Raw genomic sequence first — 20616 nt, forward strand, 5'->3', positions numbered from 1 at the left:
AGATAAACATGATAACCGAAACCAATTGGACCAACCTAGGGAGTGTTGATAATTTCCCGCTCCATCTCGGAACCTGCGTCAAGGTAGGTGATACCCAAATTGCCGTCTTCCACCTCCCCACAGAGGGCAAGTGGTATGCCGTGCAGAACTACAATCCCATCAACCAGCGTATGGTGCTTTCACGTGGACTCGTGGGTGATGAAAACGGCGTGCCCTACGTCGCCTGCCCGCTGCACAAACACCACTTCTCGCTGGAAACTGGCATGTGTCTGAATGATCCCGGGCATATGTTACAGACCTACCCTATCCAAGAAGTCGATGGGGAGCTGATCATTGCAGCATGATTTAAAATGATCGGTTGTTAGCTATTCCTATCGGCCAGCCAACGACAGACTTTTTCCATCGCACGAGCGCGGTGACTGAGGGTGTTTTTCACCTCATCACCGAGCTCGGCGAATGATTGTTCATGGCCCTCGGGGACAAAAAGAGGATCGTAGCCGAAGCCACCGTCACCGAGCCGTTCTGTAATAATTCGGCCCTCCACAGCACCGTCAAAGTGTGCGAGCGTCTCGCCATTTTCCGCCAGCACCATCACGCAGCGAAATCGTGCTCTGCGTTCTTCTACATCCGCCAGCTCGGTGAGCAGCTTGGCATTGTTCGCTTCATCGTTGCCGTCCTCACCGGCATATCGTGCGGAGTAAACACCAGGAGCTCCGCCGAGAGCGTCCACCTCGAGCCCGGAATCATCGGAGAGAATCAGCCCCGGAACTTCTCGGCTGATCTCGACAGCCTTCAAGGTGGCATTTTCCAAGAAAGTAGTGCCAGTCTCATCGACCTTGGGAAGTTCCGGATGAGACTTTAAATCGGTGACCTCGTAACCAGCACCGAGCATGGCGCGGATTTCCTCGGTTTTGTGGGCATTTCCAGTGGCAACAAGCAGTTTTTGCATGCATGAGCGTTAGCATTCCAAACAGGAATTTTCGAGAAATTTGGAATAAAACACGGCTGCATGACGTTTAACCTGTGATGAAAGCAATTAAACATATCCTCGCCGCTGCCTTTGCCATGACCGCTCTCGCAGGGACCGCACTAGCCGATAAAGGCTGGATGACCGACGTCGACTCCGCCGTTGCCAAAGCCAAAAAAGAGAACAAGTCCGTGATGGTCGAGTTCACCGGATCCGACTGGTGCCCACCATGCATCATGATGCACAAAAAGGTTTTCTCTAAGTCTGAGTTCGTCAAACAAGCTTCCAAAAACTTCATCCTCGTCAAAATCGACATCCCTAACAAGGACCCTGAGTTGAAGAAAAAGAACAGTGCCGTGCTTCAAAAATACGGCGTCCGCGGAGTGCCTACCGTCATCCTTTTTGACAAAGAAGGCAAAGAGTTCACACGTTTCTCTGCCTCCCAGTTCCCTGACGTTGACAAATTCATCGCTCACTTGAACGAGTCACTTGAGAAGAAAGACATGGACTAACCCAGTCCTCTGATCACAAAGATCATTTCTACGGGCCGCGTGAATGCTATCACGCGGCCCGTTTTTATTTTCGCATCCAGGCTAGGGATGGATTCCGTGCTTTTCTCAGCGAGCCCAGCTGCCAGAATATCGGGGTGATGAAAAAACGTAGCCCTCTCACTACACGTGGAGCCGTCCTTGCCGGTGGCTCTGTGGCGTTGGTAGCTGGGGGCATGTTGTTGGCAGATGGATTCCTGATCGTGCTGGGGCTTTGTGGTGTTGTGCTGCTCATTCTGGCATGGCTGTTAGGTAGGATCAGCCTCAAGAAGATGGAGACCAAGTTGATGATGCCTCATCGGGTCAGTGCTGGCATTCCCTTTGATCTCGAACTGACCTTATACAACCATCGAGCACTATTCGACGGCTTCAATACCGAAGTCCGGTTAAACCTTCTGGGAGCGGGAGGGCGCAAAGACGGGGGGGCAAGCGTCGAGGCACTGGCACCATGGACAGCATCTGGATCGGCCGCACGCCTCAAGCAGCAGGTGACTGTGCGCGGTCGCGGATTTACAGAATCCCATCCGGTACAATTGACCAGCTCATTTCCGTTAGGGCTTTTCAAACTTCATAGACAGCTGGAGATTCATCACGAACTCACCATCACACCGAGGCCTATTGTCCCTCTGGAACTGAATAGCGATGGCTCAATGCACGATGCCGTGCCGCGCAGTGGCTGTGCTGCTGGCCATACCTTTGGCGAACCTCGTGGTATCCGGCCATGGCAGGCAGGAGACTCGGCCCGCCATATCCATTGGCCGGCATCTGCTAGGGCTCTGGCACGTGGGCACACTCTGCGAGTTCGCGAATATGATCCACCTGGGTTTCATCCGGATCATTGCCATGTGGTATTCCACTCCTTTGCCACGGGCGGTGAACTGCTCCGGGAGGATCGCTTTGAAAGGGCGCTATCCCTACTCGCCGGATCACTAACAGAACTTCAAACCAATGGTATTCCCTGGGTGCTTTCTGCGGATTTCAACCATTGGGAACCGATACTCTGCACCTCTCGAAAACAACTGGTAGAGTGTCTTTGCCGCTTAGCCAGAGTCCGTCGTGCTCGTGGCACCGAGGCGCATGACCTTGAGCAAACTCTTCGGTCGGTCTCTTCAGATCATACCCTGATGATCATCTCGGACATGGCACCGGAGTCATGGCAGCATCTCCTTTCCAAGCATCCGCACACACTGATTGTGGACATCCGCCAGGTGAAGTATCGTAATCGAACCCTACAAGCGGCCACCGCCTAACCTACCCATCACCATGCGCTCTCTCACCCTCATCGTTGCCGTAGCCGGGGCTTATGCCTTGCTCCGAGGGTGGCCGGGGGGTCCAGGATTATTGCTGCGAAGTTGTTTAGCCGTGGCCACACTGGTCGCAGGCTTAGCCATCTGGGGAACCCGGCGCAAGGGAGAGGTGAGGCGAGCTCGCATGTTCAGCCTGCGCAAGGCCACTTTATTAGACTACTTCAGTCTCGGCGCTGCGATCGTTTTCACCGAGGCTTGTTTTGTCGCATTGACCAGCACCCTGGCTGGTCCGGCACAAGAATTCGCATTGGTCGTAAAGGAAAGGGTAAGCGGCATTGAATTGGAAGCCGGGGGCACTGGCAACGGGGCAAGTGGCAATGGGGAAGACCTCAAGTTTGACGGTCAACAATCCGGCCCATGGATTTTCAAACCTAACACCTTAGAGCGTGACTTGCCAAAACGCAGTAATCACAAACCCAGTAATAAACCTGAGGTCTTTGTGGAGCTCGAGAACGCTGAGGATGCAGCCAAACTCTTGCACTCGCGTATCCATCTGCGGGCCTTCGCATTTTCCCAATTCAATGGCAGTTCATGGTCCGCTGCACCAACTGCCCGGACTCGTCTTCTGGCACCGATCCAATTTCCTAACAGAACCGAAAGCAATGAAAGCGAAGTGATTCGTCACCGAGTCTATCACGCGGCCAATCCCACCGGTCAGAACGTATTCACTGCCCTGCACGGTGCGGTTTCCACCGATATCAGCGAGCTGACACAGCTGGCGGAGTCCCTTTATTTACTACCAGTTTCCGATGATCCAACAGCTGGCTACAATTACATCGCCAGTTCCAAACCCATACACCTCAGCAACCTGTTAGACGAGACTCTCACTCCCGCTGTCGCCGCCGATGGCGAACTCGACCTTCCCAGCCAGCTGGAGGAACAGCTGAAGCAAACCGCACTACTCTTCGAAAACAAGCCAGACACAGCAAGCCGACTGCTGGCACTTCAGCATCACCTTCAGGACAACTACGAATACTCATTGGAAACCACCAATGAAAACGGAGCCAATCCCTTGGAGAATTTTCTCTATCAGGAAAAACGCGGCTACTGCGAACACTTCGCCACGGCAGCGGCGATGCTTTGTCGGGCAATGGGAGTGCCTAGTCGGATCGCTTACGGCTGGTCTGGTGGTAAATTATACCAAGCTCAAAACATGTTTGTCTTTCGTGCCAAGGATGCCCATGCGTGGACCGAGATCAAACTGCAGGGACACGGCTGGGTGGTTTTTGACACCACCCCACCTGATGACGATGCCATTCCCGAAAGCCACACCGCGCCCGATGATGAAATCGCCCCCGATCCGGAAGAAGCTCTCGCCTCTGACACGTCAGGTGATGACAGCGACAGCAATGATCCAGGAATCGGTTTAGGCGCAGGAGTCAATCGGGTCGCGATCGGCATCGCACTTGGCGTTGTCAGCCTGGTCGCTCTAGTCTTCCTGATCCTACGCTATAGAGGACAGGCTGAGACAGCCCCCGACGGTCGACCTCTCAGCCACGTTCAGCCCAGCTATTTAATCCATTTCAAACAAGCCTGTGCTGCGCTCGGCCACCCGATGCCGTTGGGCCGGACTTTGCGGCAGCATATTGAAACTCTGGCGAAGTCAAATCGAGCACCGGAATTTGCCGACAACCTGTTAGCCTATCACTACGGGGTGCTTTACGGCGATGCGGAAAAAGATACCCGCACGGAAAAGCAGCTTAATCGGACGATCCGGAAGTGGAGAAACACGGCTGATTCCGGGGCTGAAGTCATTTAGGAAACGGCTGAATCGCTTCGGCGTTTTGGGTGTTTTTTCAATCTCAGGGAAAAGATCCTGTTCATCGGGTCGTATCATACCCACTCTTATTTATCATGATCCATCGAAAACTCACGATCACAGCAGCGCTCTCCGTGCTGGCATGCTCCATGTCAGCAGCGACTGCCGCCGAAACCGCCCGATACGTCCGCATTGAATTACCCGGTGACAACCGAATCCTGACCCTCGCCGAAGTTGAGGTTCTGAGCAAAGGTAAAAATATCGCGCCCAGCGGCAAGGCCAGCCAGTCCAGTTCCAATGCCAGCGGGCCAGCAGCCAAAGCTATCGACGGTAACAAATCCCCAATCTACAGCAATGGAGGCCAAACTCACACCTTAGACAGTGGCTCCAACACAAAAAATCCCTGGTGGCAGCTCGACCTAGGCAAAGCCCAGACGATCAACGAAATCATCATCTACAACCGCGGTGAGGATTTAAGTAACCGCCTGAATGGCTTCACACTGACTCTGTTGGACAAAGACAACAAACCTGTCTTCACGAAGAAAGACATCGAGGCCAAGGCCGGCTCCATGAACATCAAATTCCGCAAGAGAGGCAAGGCTCCCCAAATTGCATACTTCTTCGAAGACGGATCAAAGTCGAACTTGGTGGAAGTGCCTGAAGGATATCGTGACCCCACTCCTTTTGTTTTCAATCAGGATGATACCATCGCCATCGTAGGAAACGGTCTGCCTGATCGCATGCAGCATGATGCTTGGTTAGAGACCCTGATTCAATCCGCCACAGAGGGCCGTAAGATCGAGTTCCGCAACATGTCCCTCAGCGGCGACCGCGTCGACAAGCGTCCTCGATCAAAAGGTTTCATGCCCGAAGCGAACTACCTCCGTCATGTTAAAGCGGATGTGATTTTCTCCTTCTTCGGCTACAACGAATCCTATGACACTAAGCCATCCGACTATCAGAAGAAGTTGGAAAAAATGATCGCCGGGTATCGGTCGATTCAGCCTAACGGAAAATCCATCGTGCGCATCGTGCTTTTCAGCCCCATCGCATTTGAAAATCTAAACGACCCGAATTTACCGAACGGCAAGGCGCGCAACAAACGTCTCGCTGCCATCACCGAAGCCACTCGCCTGGCTGCTGCCGCCGCCGGAGTCGAATTCGTCGACCTTTTCCACCCATCTATGGAACTCTACAGCAAGAGTGACAAACCTCTCACCATCAATGGCGTCCACCTGAACGAAGAAGGCAACCGCCAGATCGCCGAGGTGATCGCATCCACCCTGCTGAAAGACAAGGTCATCGCATCGCCGTCGCTGGAGGGCTTGCGCAAGATGGTGAAAGAGAAAAACCACTACTGGCACCACCGCTACCGCGCCACTGACGGCAATGACATCTGGGGTGGCCGATCAACGCTCAGCTTCGTCGACGGCCAGACCAACGCAACCGTGCTTCAGCACGAGCTCGTTATGCTCGATGTCATGACAGCCAACCGTGACAAAGGTATCTGGGAAATTGCCAAAGGTGAAAAATACACCGTCACAGACACCAACGTGCCCGCACCGATCAAAGTCATCTCCAACGTTGGTGGAGGTTCCAAAAGCTCCAGTGCCGCCAAAGAAGGCAGTCTCAAATACCTTAGTGCTGAGGAAGGTTTGAAAAAACTGAATCACCCGAAGGATTTTAAAGTCAATGTCTTCGCCTCTGAAAAAGAGTTCCCCGAGCTGGTGAACCCCGTGCAGATGCAGGTCGACGCCAAAGGTCGCATCTGGGCCGCAGTCTGGCCAACCTACCCGAAATGGGAGCCACTTGAAAAAACCGGCGATGCTCTGCTCATTTTTGAAGACACTAACAACGACGGCAAAGCGGACAAGGTGAAGAAATTTGCCACCGTGCACAATCCGTTAGGGTTTGAGTTCTGGAACGGCGGCGTACTCGTTGCCACCCAGCCCGACCTTATTTTCCTGAAGGACACCGATGGTGATGACGTTGCCGATGTTAGAGAAATCGTTCTGCAAGGATTCGGCACATCCGATACCCACCACGCAGCTAACAACTTGGTCATGGGCCCAGACGGCGGCATCTACTGGCAGAGTGGTGTGTTCTTGGTTCACAACCATGAACACCCCTGGGGTCCATCGCTGAACACCACCGCATCTGCGATGTTCCGTTTTGACCCACGCAGACACACCGTGGCATTCCACGCCAACAACAGCCCTAACCCACACGGTATTGCCTTCGACTACTGGGGCTACCACTTTGCCAACGACGGCACCGGTGGCCGCTCCTATCAAGTCCGCCCCAGCGGCAAAGGTTTCAAAATGTATCCACTGGTGAACAAGGAAGTGCGACCCGTTGCAGGTGACCAAGTGCTCTCCAGCACAAACTTCCCAGATGAAATGCAGCAGGACTTTGTCGTCTGCAACACCATCGGCTATCTCGGCCTGAAGCGTTACAAATTGCATCGCGAAGGATTCGAGGAGAAGAAGTATAAGTTCGGCGAAGTCTGGGGCACACCCACCGATGATTTCCTCCGCAGTGACGACAAGAACTTCCGCCCTACCGACGCCGTCTTTGGAGACGATGGAGCTCTTTATGTTTCCGATTGGCACAACGTCATTATCGGCCACATGCAGCACAACGTGCGCGACCCCAATCGCGACCACAAACACGGTCGTATCTACCGCATGGTTTACACCAAGAAACCACTGCAGAAGTCGGTCAAAATCGCGGGTGCCAGCATCGAGGACCTGCTGAAAAACCTAACACACCCAACTAACAGCATCCGCCATCGCACGCGCATTGAACTCAGCAACCGTGATGCCAAGGAAGTCATCGCCGCCACTGAAAAGTGGGTCAAGCAGTTGGACTCCAAGAAAAAGGAAGACGCTCACAGCCTGCTGGAAGCTCTCTGGATTCACCAACAGTTCAACGTGCGTAACCGCGAGCTGCTCGACGCTGTATTGAACTCCCCCGAGCAACACGCCCGCATCGCTGCCGCCACTGTGAAACACCACTGGGACGTAGCTGATCCAGCCAGAGGCGCTTTGAAGATCGAGAAAGAGGAGGAAATGAAAATCGTCCCCGGAGGCATCAAGAAAGATACCCCTCAGCTGACTGAAATCCGCGTGAACACCGTGATCGAAAAACTCCAGTTCGATGTGAAATCCGTCACCGTTAAGGCCGGTAAGAAGATCAAACTGACCTTCGTCAACCCCGACGCCCTTCCTCACAACATCGTGATTGTCAAACCAGGCACAGCCGACAAGGTGGCCGCCGCTGCGATCGCACTGGGAGCCGAAGGATTCAAACTCGGCTTCATTCCGAAGTCGGATGATATCCTGCATCACTCAAAGATGCTGGAAAGACGTGAGACCGAAGTCATGGAGTTTACCGCTCCCACGACACCGGGAACTTATCCGTTCATCTGCACATTCCCCGGCCACGCCCAGATCATGCGCGGCACGATCATTGTGAAGTAAATCGCAATCTGTCCAAAGCCCGGCACGCCAAGCGGTGTGCCGGGCTTTTTTATGCTTTCCGCCTTACCTTGGTGGGGCATGCATGGCCTGATAGTATCGGACTTAAACTTGAACGGTTGCGAACGAGCAAAATGGATAACGAAGCTTTTGGCCTCGTAAGATTGGGGCCAATCTTCCCTACCTTACAAAACACTCTCAACTTGCTAACTCTATCAGGGCTGCCATGATGTTTTCATGGCAGAAAAATCATCTCTGATCAAACTGATCGCGATTGGCGCCGCCCTCGGTCTTGCCTTTTGGTTTGGCCGTGTGAGTTCTTCTGCCAGTGACGATGACGAGGCCGCAGCCAAGCCTCCCACCAGATCCACGACCAGAGCTCCACGCCGTCAGGCACCGAGAGTATCTCTCCCGGGAGCTGGTCAGGAAGCCATCACCACAGCAGCGGACCTACGCGCTATTTTCAAGCGAAGCGGGGGAAATATTCAAAGAGGCACATCAGAAGCCAAGCTAGCTCTGGCAGCCATGAACGGGCTTGAGCTAGCACGACTGATTGAGGATCTCGCGACCACCCAAGCAGCGACTCCGGGCTACTCATACCAGCTGGAAATTCAAATGGCTTGCTCTCGCTGGGCTCAGGTGGATCCCGAGGCCGCGCTGGCTTTCGCCCTTTCTAACAAACAAAGCTCTTTCCGACAGACTTCTCTCACCAGCATCTTCGGTAGCATGGCTGAACTTGATCCCAACTACGCAAAAAAAATGCTTAGCCAAGTTCAGGATCCAACACTGCGGCGGACGCTTCAATACAGTATCGTTTCCACGATGGCCATCTCACATCCGGACGCTTGGCTCGCAGAGGTGAAGGCAAATCCGTCGATGGCTAACAGCATCGGTAGCGCCGTCTCTGAATGGGCGGTGGATGATCCTGTCGCAACGGCTTCCAGAATCGGTCAATTACCCAAATCCATGCAGGCTTCAGCCATTTCCGCGCTAGCCACGATCTGGGCTGGGCAGGATCGAAAAGGAGCTCTCGCTTGGGCAGGATCTCTAAAAAACGCGGCGGACCGCGACAGAGCTTTGGGCTCCGTTGCTGCGGGAGTAGCCGCGCAAGATCCGGACGCAGCTCTGACTCTGTTATCCGGACTCGATGATACCAGCAGGCGGGCAGGTATTTCTGCCGTTTTTAAAACTTTGATCGACCGGGACTTCGATGGTGCCATGGATCGGGCCCTTGCCATAACCGATGAAATTGACCAAGCCACAGCGATCAAGTCTCTACTAGGAAGCAGTAGTGTTCCATTCGGCAACCCCGCTTTCTACATGTCAGGCTCCTCTAGCAATGCAGAACAAATTAACAAGCTGATCCAAAGACTTCCGGAAGGAAGTCTGCGAAAGGAAGCAATCACCGCGCTCTCTCAACGTATGTCCCACTACTCACTGGCTGAAGCTGAAAACATACTGGCTAACTACACGGAAGAAGAGCGCTCATCGATGAAACTGGTAATGATCAATACGATCTCCTACTCTTCACCCGAACGCGCTCTGGAGATTTATCAATCGTTACCCGATGAAGACAAGACGGATGGCGCACTCTCTAACATCGTCAATTACCTGTCTAGAAATGATCCTCAGGCAGCTCTCGATCTGGCCTTGAAGCAACCTAGTAGTGGCAATGTGAACCATTCCATTTGCACCGCCTTGAGTCGTTTAAGTGCCAACGATCCCATTGCAGCTTTACGTCGCCTCGATGAAATCCCTGATGGCCAGCTGCGGACATCAGCCATTTCGTCAATTGCTTCCTCATGGTCTCAGCAAGATCCTGAATCCGCATTGGGCTGGGCAGAGGGTTTAGGAAAAGGAGAACGGGTCCAAGCCATGTGTAATGTGATCGGGAACATGGCGAATAATGATCCAAAAAAAGCAGCAAAAACTCTCGAGGGATTGATGGCAAATGCCGATACCAATGACTTTAACTCAATCAACAATGCCTCCCGAAACATCATATCAAACTGGGGAAAATCCGACCCGTCATCAGCTGCCGACTGGATAGGCAAGCTCCCGGATAGCAAGCTGCAGAACTATGCCGTCGCCAGACTGGCATCTCAATGGGTGCCGGCGGACATGGAACGCGCCTCTCAGTGGATTGAAACTCTCCCCGACGGTCAGGCGAGAGACGCCGGAGTAGCTTATGTCATTCAAGCGACTCGGCAAAAAGATCCTTCCACCTCCTTTGCCTGGGCAAATAGCCTCAGTAATCAACAATCGCGATACAGCCAGATTTCATACGCACTGCGTGAGTGGAATAAAACCAATCCCAAAGAAGCTCGCGCAGCCGCCATGCGGGCCGATGTGACCGAGAGCCAAAGAGAGAATCTGCTGCGCAATCTGAAGTAATGGTGTCATCGGTGTCAGTGTTTTTGACATTTTGGCACACAAGATGCATAGCCCGCCACATGAAGTTCTTTTCCAGAAAGTGGATCAAGCCCGAGGATCTCAACGCACACAACACTCTCTTCGGTGGCAGGCTGTTAGCTTGGATCGATGAAGAGGCGGCGATCTATGCCATGTGCCAAGTGGACAGCAAAAGCATGGTTACCAAGTTTATTTCTGAAATCAACTTCGTCAGCTCTGCCAAATTTGGCGATGTCGTCGAGATAGGATTCGAAGCGATCGCATTCGGCACGTCCTCAATTACCATGCGATGCCTCGCCAGAAACAAGAACACCAAACAGGATATTCTCACCATCGAGAAAATTGTCTTCGTGAAATTGGACGCTGAAGGAAAACCCTGCCCACACGGGAAGACGCTACCTGAAAAACAACAATGCAACTGACGAGCTGAGCGAAAACCTCTGCATGCCATCTGTTACTCCATCATCGGCTCAAAGATCTCAATCTTATCTTTGTTGATGAGCCGCAGTTGATGACGGTACTGTTTTACCGCCGCCTCGCGACGACTGTCAATGAGGGCCGTTTTGACCTCCTCCTTCATTGTTTCAAATGGCAAAAGCTCCGGCGCTTTGACTTCGGTCACCTCAAGGATGTGCCAGCCCAGTTTTGTCCTGACAAGTGTCGGTGTTTTTACCGGAAGGGTGAAAAGAGCTGCGGCAAAGTCACCTGGCAGCCGGGCTTTTCGCATCCAGCCTAAGTCACCGCCTTTACCTTTGTTAGATTCATCCTCGCTAACCTCGGCGGCGAGTTTGGCAAAGTCCGTTTCTCCTTTTTTGAGTCTTTCGAGATGCCCTTCAAGAGTGGCCTTGGCCTCATCAGACGGATGATCGAGCGTGGCTAGAAAGATATGCCTAGCTCGACGGCGCTCTGGCATTTTCAGTTCCTCTTTGTGGTCGTCATACCACTTTTTCACGTCCTCATCACTGACGGCGATGGCGTCTCGTATTTTGAACTGCACATATTTTTCCTGCTGGATACGTGCTGCGATCCGATAGCGAAGTTCCTTCCGGTCTTCAATACCCTGTGCGGCCAGCGCCTTGTCGAGTTCTTCGGCCGTGGCGAAGCGTTTCTCGAACTGGGCGACTTCTGCATCGATTTCAGCTTCCGAGACCGGAGCGTCTTCCATGTTCACTCTGACTTTGATACGGAGGATTGCCTCGTCGATGAGTTCATCCAGAGCCGCCCAGCGCTGCAGTTTCATTTCCTGCTCACTGAGCTTTTCCGGATCGCGCCCGGTGCGCCAGAGTTTCTCCTGCACCCGGCGGTCGACCTGACTACGGTAAATCGGCCCGTTCCAAACTTTGGCGCATATCCCCTGCGACATCGCCCGCGCAGCTTCATCGGCCGGTGAGCGGAACATCACCTTCAATTCTTGCTGCAGTGGGCCTTTGAAAACGAAAAAATCGCAGATCATATAGAGCACCAGCACAGACCACAAGGTCATGCGGATGACAAAGGATTGGCTCATTTTCAGCATGCCGGAATCTATCGTCCGTGACGCTGACGGCAACATCGTTATTCCACGATATCATTTTTCAGACAAAAAATCCCCCCATCCGCGCTCACGAACTACAACATGATCCGTCGGTCTTACCCGATGGATATCATACCTACTACCAACATACTGAGACCATGAAACCCACTATCCTTGCCCTGCTCGCCGCCTGCGCTATGCCCGCATTTGCCCAAGAAGCAGCGCCTGCCGCCGAAAAAGCAGCGGACAAACCTGCCGCCAAAGACCCGAATGCCACCAAGTTCATCCGTGTCGATCGCGATGATAAAAATGTCCGCCTCCAGACAGGCATCACCACCTACGTCAAGGACGGTGTCACGGTGGATCTGATCGGTGCCATCCACATTGCGGATGCCAAGTATTACACCCAACTCAACAAGGAATTCACCAACTACGAGTCACTTCTTTTTGAAATGGTCGGTGGCGACAAGATGAAGGAAGGCAAAGCAGATGACGCGAAACAAGACGCCAAGGACCCGATGATGGCGATGCTCGGCAATGTCTACGGTATGGTCGGCAAATTCCTCCAACTCCAAGGCCAAAAGGAAGGCATCGATTACACACCCAAGAACTTCGTGCACGCAGATCTCTCACTCGCTGAGTTCGAAAAACTCCAGGCCGAAAAAGGTGAGTCTCTGCTAGGATTTGCCATGCAAAACGCACAAAACGGCAAAGCCGGTGCCAATCAGCCTGACCCAGCCAAACTCCTCACCGCAATGCTCAGCGGCAATGCCAACCTGATGAAGCTGGAACTCGTCGATACCCTCGGCGGCGCTGGCGACCAGATGGGTGGCATGATGGGCGAGAGCGTCATCATCGGCGACCGCAACATCGCCTGTCTCAAAGTGCTCGATACCCAAGCGAAAGCCGGTAAAAAGAAAATCGGTATTTTCTACGGCGCCGCGCACTTCCCTGACATGGAAAAGCGCATGCTCAAGGATGGTTACAAGAAAACCGGCCACCGCTGGCTCACTGCCTGGGACATTCCCAAGGCCGCTGAAGTGAAAAAAGCACCTGCTCCAGAGGCCGTTCCTGAAGCTGCCTAACAAACATCAGGTTTTTTTCATAATCAACGTGTCATCGCCTCGCCGGCGGTGGCACGTTTTTTATGGAACCGGGGTTTCCTTGATGGCTGTGCGCAGAATGGGATCGGGCGACGAGCCGTCGTCCGGAATCAAGCGGTGACGCATGACGTGAGGGAAAATCGCCTGCACATGATCGGGATGCACGGCGGACTGACCGTCTAGGAACGCGCTGGCCTGGGCGGCGCGCATCAATGCCAATGAGGCTCGCACGGAAATCGTATGTCCTCCACCCGCAGCACGACGCACGGTTTCGCAGAGATCAATGAGGTAAGCATTCAGTGCTTTGCTGACGGGGATCTGCGCCGCCTGGTTCTGAAGGTCGATGATTTCCGCAGGCTCTAACAATGGATCGCGCGAGGCTCCATTAATCTCACCCGCGGCATGAGCATCGAGAATGTTGCGCTGGATTTCAGCATCCGGTAGCGACATCGGAATGGAGAGCAAAAATCGATCAAGCTGAGGCTCGGGAAGCGGGAAGGTGCCGGTGGAAGAAGTGACGTTCTGAGTGGCCACCACCAGAAATGGGTTCTGTAGCTCGCGGGTGGAGCCATCGATACTCACCTGCCCCTCGTTCATCGCTTCCAACAGTGCCGACTGCACACGCGGAGATGTCCGGTTGATTTCGTCAGCCAGCAGAAGGTTGGAAAACACCGGGCCGGGCACGAACTCGAACTCACCGTTGTGCTGCTTGTAGAGGTGGTAGCCGAGGATGTCGGACGGTAGAAGATCGGGGGTAAACTGGATCCGCTTGAACGTTCCGCCGATACCGTTGGCCAGCGTTTGAGCCAGAGCCGTTTTTCCTACTCCAGGCGCACCTTCTATCAGAGCGTGACCTTTCGCCAGCAGAGCCGTAAGCAGCAAACCACTTGCTTCTTGAGCACCCAACACAGCCGTGGTGAGCCTATTCTGCAAATCGTGAAGTTTCCTGATAGGCATAATACGCCGCCACTCTCGCAGGATTCACCCACGAATCAATCAAAGACTCCGTGACACTAACGTTTTTTGGATGACTGAATCCGCTCTTGCTGCTGGGGCGAAAGATTACTGTTAGACAACCATCGGCTGGCAGCCTCGCGATCACGGCGCATGTACATCCGCCCATAATCCACTAACATATCACCACGCAGTTTCGGATCGGCAACGGTGCTCGCCCAGTCAATCGCGACGGCAGGGTCAATACGGGCAATACGCTCTGAGTAGCCTTTCACAGCTGAGTCCCTTATGGGCGACTCCGCCATCTGGTTGATTCGGTTCGCAGCAGCCTCGGAGTCACGTCTCGCCCAGTGCGAAAACACCTCGTCCATCCCCTTCGATTGCCCTTTGCTATCGGGCAAGGACTCCAGCCAAGCCACGGCTTTCACAGGATCTTCACCAGCATACTCACGCGCCACACGGCTCACTGCCGTGTCCCTCAATTTTCCTTCGGGTAGGTTCTCCGACCAGCTCGCCGCTTCCACCACATTTCCTGAACGCAGAATCGAGGCGGCCACAAGATGGATCATTTTCCCAGCGTCTTTGTCACCATTTTCAGAAAGACTGAGCACAAAATCCGTTGCTATCATGGGATCGTTGTTGGAAATGCCATAAACGGCGCCCCATTTGAGATCGTTACTCCCTTTCCTGTCATCCGGGAGGTTGTTATACCATTCCAGAGCGGCGCGTGGATCAGCACCCGCCCAGCCACTGAAACATGCCGCCATGTCTCTCTTTTCACTGTCCTGGCCAAACTTGACCGCAACTTCACCCGCGAGCGCACCCCAAGCATAGTGGAACTCCCGCCACTCATCGGATCTATCAGACATGTGAGTGATCTGCTCTCGCATCAGCATGGCGTTCTCCGCTGTCAGACCTTCGAGCAATTTGGAAAATGCGATCCGTCTCTCGATGGGATCAGTGCTGGTCTGAAGCAGATGCCCCAGTGACTTGATGCCAGTTTCCGTAAGATTGACTCTGCCTGCACTTCCGGCTCCGCTGTCCTTTGTCGCTCGGTTGCTGCGCGACGTTGCCCGGAGTGAAGAGTCGCCCGACTTCGCCTTGATCCTATCTGCATAACGAGATCCTGACCTTGCCTCGGAATTGGCAGACTCCGTGGATGCACCGTCGGTAAAACGCTTAGCTCCAATGGCAAATGCTATCATTGCGATAACCGCCCAAATGGCATGAATGAGGAGTGATTTTTTCATACTGTTCTTATTCCATACGTGCAGAGGCGACCTTTCTTGCCTATACGTTGTTGAATCAATCTACAGAACGACTGCCATGAGTCGACTCACAAGGACGTTTTTGGGTAAATTCCTATCATGACACTTTGTTCATTTATTTTTGAACTTAATATTTACAACCCTACCCGAAGGTGTCATTTTTCCGCCTCAGGTAACAATTTTCACCAACACAAACATGAGCACGCAATTATTCGGCACCGACGGCATCCGTGGCATTGCCAACCAATTTCCCATCACTCCAGAAGTCGCCCTCAGAATCGGCCGCGCTGTTGCCCGTGTTTTGCAGGCGGATGGTTACAAACGCCATAAGGTCGTCATCGGTAAGGACACCCGCCTCTCAGGCTACATGCTGGAGACTGCCATCACCAGCGGATTGGTTTCAGAAGGCTCGAGAGTGCTTTTGACCGGACCTGCTCCGACTCCAGCGGTGGCTCACCTGACTCGCTCGATGGGATGCGACGCCGGTATCATGCTGACCGCTTCTCACAATCCATATCAAGATAACGGCATCAAGATCTTCGGACCCGACGGCTATAAACTCAGCGACGAGCTGGAGCTGGAAATTGAAAGACTCATCCTCGCCGATGAACTCTCCCAGCCTGATGGCGACTTAGGCAAAGCCATCCGCATCGATGATGCCATGGGGCGCTACATCGAATTCACCAAAAATGCCGCCGGTGCCAATTCTCTGCGCGGCCTCAAGGTCGTGGTCGATTGCGCCAATGGAGCAGGCTATTACGTCGGCCCGCTAATCTTCGAAGAACTTGGTGCTGAAGTGATCAAACTTTCCACCCAACCTGACGGTCGCAACATCAATGAAGGCTGCGGCGCACTGCACCCGGAACGTGCCGCCAAGGCAGTGATCGAGCACGGTGCCGACGTCGGCATCTGTCTCGACGGGGATGCCGACCGAGTCATCTTCTGTGATGAAACTGGCCAGATCATCGATGGCGACCGCGTTCTCTGCCTCTGCGCCAAAGCTCTCAAAGCGAAAGGCAAGCTTCAGGGCGACACCTTGGTCGCCACCGTCATGAGTAATCTCGGCTTGCGTGATGCCTTGGAAAAAGACGGTATCACCTTGGAAACCACCGGCGTGGGCGATCGTCTGGTCATTGAGCGCATGCGCGAAAAAGGTTACAACCTTGGCGGTGAAAATTCTGGCCACATCATCTACTCCGACCACGCCACCACGGGCGACGGAATCATGAGTGCGCTCATGGTGCTCTCCATGATGCGTGAGAAAGATGTGAAACTTTCCGAGCTTGCCGACTGCATGGACATCTATCCACAGGTTCTGTTAGCACTCGATGTCTCAGAGAAACCACCCATCGAAGAAGTGCCGGAAATCCACAAAGCTATCCAACAAGCGGAAGCCGCCTTCGCGGAAAAAGGCCGAGTGCTCGTCCGCTACTCCGGCACCGAGCGTAAAATCCGCGTGCTCACCGAGTGTTCAGACTCAGAGCTGGCACAGACACAGGCCGACCTCATCGCTGCCGCGATCAAAGGAACCATCGGAGCGTAAAATCGATTTAGCCATGAGCCTCACCATCCATCACTCACTCGAAGCCAACTGGTGGCCACTGCTGCAAGACAGCGAATGTGGTCAGCAGCTCATCGCCGGCAAAAGCCTGTTAGGACTTCAGCAGAAAAATGCCGTCGATATCGAGAATGCCGAGCAGTATGACAACGCCTGGGTGACCGAGGCCGATTGGAAAAAACTCTGCGACGTCGAGCAACCTGCCGTTCTCAAGTCCCAGCAAGGATACACCTTGGCTTGGATCGGTGACAAAGCCGGCACCGAGGTCACTGCTTCCGAGCAATCTTTTTTACTCAACTACGCTTGGGAGTTCATCAGCCTCAACGAGCAGCTCGTCAGCGCACTCGACCACGATGACATCCAAGGCAACGTCAGCCCCGCCGCTCACATCGATGGCCACATCCACGTCGGCGAAGGCACCAAGATCCTGCCCGGCGTTGTCATTGAGGGCAACATCGTCATCGGCAAAAACTGCAAGATCGGCCCTAACTGCTACCTGCGCGGATCCACCACGATCGGCGACGGCTGTCACATCGGCCAAGCGGTGGAAATCAAGAACTCCATCGTGGGTCACGGCTCATCGGTCGGCCACCTCAGCTACGTCGGCGACTCCGTCATCGGCAACAAGGTCAACTTCGGAGCCGGCACCATCACGTCCAATCTACGTCACGACGGCGCGAATCATCAAAGCATGATCGACGGCCGCCTGCTCGACACCGGTCGGCGCAAATTCGGAGCCATCATCGGCGATGGCACCCACACCGGCATTCTAACAGCCATCTACCCAGGCCGCAAACTAGCCCCCAACTCGTCAACAAGACCCAACGACACCGTCCAACGCGATATCACGTAGTTCTGCCGCCCCAGCGGCACACTTCACCCATTTCCAAATACCCAATCCCAATAACTAAAAAACCATGTGCGGAATCGTAGGATACACAGGCAAACGGGCAGCTATGCCCGTTCTCATCAGCGGACTTAAAAAGCTCGAATACCGAGGATATGACTCCGCCGGAATCGCGCTATCAGGTGAGAGCGGTATCATTGTTAGAAAACAAAGTGGTAAAGTCTCCGGCCTCTCCGATCTGGTAGATGGTGAAAAGGACACCCTCTCACTTTCCCACAGCGGAATCGCTCACACTCGCTGGGCCACCCACGGACCGCCCACCACCCTCAACGCCCACCCCCACGAAGGAAACGAGGGCCGTGTGGTACTGGTCCACAACGGCATCATCGAGAACCACAACGCCCTCCGCGAACGTTTCAAATCAGCAGGCCATGTTTTCAAATCAGAGACCGACTCCGAAGTCCTAGCCCACCTCGTGGAGGTGAACTACGACGGAGATCTGTTAGCCGCCGTAAAAAAATCGCTCAAAGAAGTCGATGGCACCTACGGCATCACCTGCATGGTCAAAGATGAACCCGGTGTTCTGGTAGTCGCCCGCAGCGGCTCCCCCATCGTAATTGGCCTGGGTGAGGACGAAACCATCGTCGCCTCAGACGCCTCCGCGATCATTACCTACACCCGTCAGGCCATTTACCTCGATGATAACGATATCGCCCGAATTGAAGGGTCTAAAGTGGATATCGAAAGTCTCGACAGCGGCGCCGTCACACGAGCGACCTCGGAGATCGACTGGTCACCGGATGCTGCCGAAAAAGGCGGCTACGAGCACTACATGCTCAAGGAAGTCTTTGAGCAACCGGAAGCCATCCGCAACACCATCCGCGGCCGTATAGACCTCAACCGAGGCACCGCCATTCTCTCCGGCCTCAATCTAACACCTCGCGAACTAGTCGATATCCAGCGCCTGCTGATCGTAGGATGTGGAACTTCGATGAATGCTGGCCTGATCGGTGAATACGCCGTCGAGGACTTCGCCGCCATCCCCGCGGAAGTAGAACAAGCCGCCGAATTTCGTTACAGAAACCCGATCGTTGGCAGCCGCGATCTGGTGCTAGCCATCAGTCAGTCTGGAGAAACGGCCGACACCCTCGCCGCCGTGCGCGAGGCCGTGGACAAGGGCACACTGGTAGCCGCCCTGGTCAACGTCGTCGGTTCAACCATCGCCCGAGAAACCGGCCGTGGCATCTACCTTCACGCCGGTCCGGAGGTCAGCGTCGCCTCCACCAAGGCCTTTACTAGCCAAGTCTCCGTGCTGTTGATGATCGCCCTGAAAATCGCGCGCGCCCACCGGCTTTCGCGTGAAAAAGGCATTCAAATTGCCAAGGAAATCCAACGCCTTCCTGAACTCGTCCAGCAAGTGTTAGACTGCAACGACAAGATCGCCGAGGTGGCCAAACATTACGCCGATTACAACAATGCCTTCTACATCGGCCGTGGTTACATGTTCCCCGTCGCCCTCGAAGGTGCGCTCAAGCTCAAGGAAATTTCCTACATCCACGCCGAGGGCTACCACTCCGCCGAGCTCAAGCATGGCCCCATCGCCTTGTTAGAAGAATCCATGCCAGTGATCGCCCTACTCAACCAAGGCCCCGGCCAGGATAAAACCCTGAGCAACGTCGCCGAATGCAAGGCGCGCAACGCTCCCGTGTTAGGAGTCATCACCAAAGGCGATGAAGAAGCCCGCAAGACCTGCGATCACGTCATCGAAATCCCCGCCTGCCCGCAATACACCGCCGTAGTGCCGGCCGCCGTCGCACTTCAGCTGTTCTCCTACCACGTCGCCCGCATCCGAGGTTGCGCCATCGATCAGCCAAGGAACTTGGCCAAGAGTGTGACCGTGGAATGATCCCCTGTTCGGTCATCCATTTGGAAAGCTCTAGACAAACCATTCACCCATATTAGTTGGGAATAATTTCTCTTTGACTCGTATGGCCATACATGATTGTATAGGCGACGCATTTATACAGCAGTAATCTTATGAAACACACACTTCTCTCCATCCTAACCATTGGTGCATGCTCTCTCACAAGTCATGCAGCCGTCATTCTTGCACACGAGTATCACCTTGGTGAAGCGGGCAGTCTCAGCGGCGCTGACACGATCCCTCAAGACAGCGCCGGCAGCGCTCATTTCACGGCTCCGTCTGGCGCAGGGACTGCTACGGTCGAGACAGCTGGAGTATTCGCGCCCGGATCAACTGCTTACATCAGCACCGCGGACACCAGCAAGGGCTGGTTTGGTGCGGATTTCACTAGTCTACCTGCGGATAATTTCGCCTTTGGTATATTTGCCAGAGCGGCCAGTAACACAACGGCTACCCGAGGTGTTGCATTTCAGTTGGGAACCAATACCAACAACACTCTCAAAATCACATTGAATAACAACGGATGGGGCGCGAGCGCGCACGGTGTCAGTTGGATTGGAGGCACTCAAGGTGTTTCGGGTAGTTTCGTAGCTGATGAATGGGTGCACTTGGCCCTCATCCGCCAGAGCGGCACGACTACATTATACATCGACGGAGCAGCCCAAACTGGAACTTGGGGAGGAACTCCCGTATTCGGATCAGGCCACATGGTAGTGACCCCAGGTGGCGGAACTTATTTCGATGGGCATCTCGATGAAGGCCGCGTCGTAACCTTCGATCCAAGTGATAGTACCACAGCCATCCTCAACACTCTACAAGGCGTGCCCGAGCCATCATCTACAGCCCTACTTGGACTAGGTGCGATGGCGCTGATCTTACGCCGCAGAAAGTAGTCATCATCAGCAACCGCTTTTTCAATCAAACCGCCATGTCTTGTCAAGATGTGGCGGTTTTTTGTCGTCTCCTATCAGCTGGAA

The 20616-nt window shown here is 54.0% G+C and carries 16 protein-coding genes; 12 read left to right on the top strand and 4 right to left on the bottom strand.

Annotated elements, in window-relative coordinates:
- Positions 1–8 precede the first annotated feature (8 nt).
- A complete protein-coding gene (gene nirD / locus ACSPJT_RS09830; RefSeq protein ID WP_435892369.1) occupies positions 9–344 on the top strand; it encodes a nitrite reductase small subunit NirD in 336 nt (111 codons plus the stop codon).
- A gap of 17 nt (positions 345–361) precedes the next feature.
- On the opposite strand, the gene rdgB is transcribed toward nirD, so the two are convergent.
- The gene (rdgB, locus tag ACSPJT_RS09835) at positions 362–949 is read right to left on the bottom strand and encodes an RdgB/HAM1 family non-canonical purine NTP pyrophosphatase (protein ID WP_435892370.1); all 588 of its coding nucleotides are present in this window, start codon (positions 947–949) and stop codon (positions 362–364) included.
- 77 nt (positions 950–1026) lie between these two features.
- Here rdgB and ACSPJT_RS09840 point away from each other — a divergent pair, with 77 nt between their 5' ends.
- The 6 genes from ACSPJT_RS09840 (at position 1027) to ACSPJT_RS09865 (ending at position 10894) form a co-directional block, all read left to right on the top strand.
- Positions 1027–1479, top strand: a complete 453-nt coding sequence (locus tag ACSPJT_RS09840; protein WP_435892371.1) for a thioredoxin family protein — start codon at positions 1027–1029, stop codon at positions 1477–1479.
- 137 nt (positions 1480–1616) lie between these two features.
- The gene (locus ACSPJT_RS09845) at positions 1617–2765 is read left to right on the top strand and encodes a hypothetical protein (protein WP_435892372.1); all 1149 of its coding nucleotides are present in this window, start codon (positions 1617–1619) and stop codon (positions 2763–2765) included.
- Between the two features lie 13 nt (positions 2766–2778).
- Complete coding sequence (locus ACSPJT_RS09850; protein WP_435892373.1) at positions 2779–4581, top strand: transglutaminase-like domain-containing protein; 1803 nt, start codon at positions 2779–2781, stop codon at positions 4579–4581.
- A gap of 95 nt (positions 4582–4676) precedes the next feature.
- A complete protein-coding gene (locus tag ACSPJT_RS09855; RefSeq protein ID WP_435892374.1) occupies positions 4677–8063 on the top strand; it encodes a PVC-type heme-binding CxxCH protein in 3387 nt (1128 codons plus the stop codon).
- A 234-nt stretch (positions 8064–8297) separates the two neighbouring features.
- Positions 8298–10454 (top strand): hypothetical protein, encoded by a 2157-nt coding sequence (locus ACSPJT_RS09860; protein ID WP_435892375.1) that lies wholly within the window; start codon positions 8298–8300, stop codon positions 10452–10454.
- Between the two features lie 59 nt (positions 10455–10513).
- On the top strand, positions 10514–10894 hold the full coding sequence (locus ACSPJT_RS09865) for an acyl-CoA thioesterase (protein WP_435892376.1): 381 nt from the start codon (positions 10514–10516) through the stop codon (positions 10892–10894).
- Between the two features lie 32 nt (positions 10895–10926).
- On the opposite strand, the gene ACSPJT_RS09870 is transcribed toward ACSPJT_RS09865, so the two are convergent.
- The gene (locus ACSPJT_RS09870; RefSeq protein WP_435892377.1) at positions 10927–11979 is read right to left on the bottom strand and encodes a peptidylprolyl isomerase; all 1053 of its coding nucleotides are present in this window, start codon (positions 11977–11979) and stop codon (positions 10927–10929) included.
- Between the two features lie 164 nt (positions 11980–12143).
- Between ACSPJT_RS09870 and ACSPJT_RS09875 the strand changes: the two genes are divergently transcribed.
- Entirely contained in the window at positions 12144–13070 is a 927-nt protein-coding gene (locus tag ACSPJT_RS09875; RefSeq protein ID WP_435892378.1) for a hypothetical protein, read from the top strand.
- A 60-nt stretch (positions 13071–13130) separates the two neighbouring features.
- Here the strand turns inward: ACSPJT_RS09875 and ACSPJT_RS09880 are convergent, their stop codons facing one another.
- The gene (locus ACSPJT_RS09880) at positions 13131–14045 is read right to left on the bottom strand and encodes an AAA family ATPase (RefSeq protein WP_435892379.1); all 915 of its coding nucleotides are present in this window, start codon (positions 14043–14045) and stop codon (positions 13131–13133) included.
- 56 nt (positions 14046–14101) lie between these two features.
- Positions 14102–15292 carry a hypothetical protein gene (locus ACSPJT_RS09885; RefSeq protein WP_435892380.1) on the bottom strand — a complete coding sequence of 397 codons (1191 nt, stop codon included), beginning with the start codon at positions 15290–15292 and terminating at the stop codon, positions 14102–14104.
- 214 nt (positions 15293–15506) lie between these two features.
- On the opposite strand from ACSPJT_RS09885, the gene glmM reads away from it, so the two are divergent.
- From glmM to ACSPJT_RS09905, 4 genes are all read left to right on the top strand, one after another.
- Positions 15507–16853 carry a phosphoglucosamine mutase gene (glmM, locus tag ACSPJT_RS09890; protein ID WP_435892381.1) on the top strand — a complete coding sequence of 449 codons (1347 nt, stop codon included), beginning with the start codon at positions 15507–15509 and terminating at the stop codon, positions 16851–16853.
- A 13-nt stretch (positions 16854–16866) separates the two neighbouring features.
- A complete protein-coding gene (locus ACSPJT_RS09895) occupies positions 16867–17721 on the top strand; it encodes a hypothetical protein (protein ID WP_435892382.1) in 855 nt (284 codons plus the stop codon).
- Positions 17722–17785: 64 nt separating this feature from the next.
- Complete coding sequence (gene glmS / locus ACSPJT_RS09900) at positions 17786–19621, top strand: glutamine--fructose-6-phosphate transaminase (isomerizing) (RefSeq protein ID WP_435892383.1); 1836 nt, start codon at positions 17786–17788, stop codon at positions 19619–19621.
- A gap of 131 nt (positions 19622–19752) precedes the next feature.
- Positions 19753–20532 (top strand): LamG-like jellyroll fold domain-containing protein, encoded by a 780-nt coding sequence (locus ACSPJT_RS09905; RefSeq protein ID WP_435892384.1) that lies wholly within the window; start codon positions 19753–19755, stop codon positions 20530–20532.
- Positions 20533–20616: the final 84 nt, after the last annotated feature.

Source organism: Oceaniferula spumae, from assembly GCF_042849255.1.
Classification (GTDB): domain Bacteria; phylum Verrucomicrobiota; class Verrucomicrobiia; order Verrucomicrobiales; family Akkermansiaceae; genus Oceaniferula; species Oceaniferula spumae.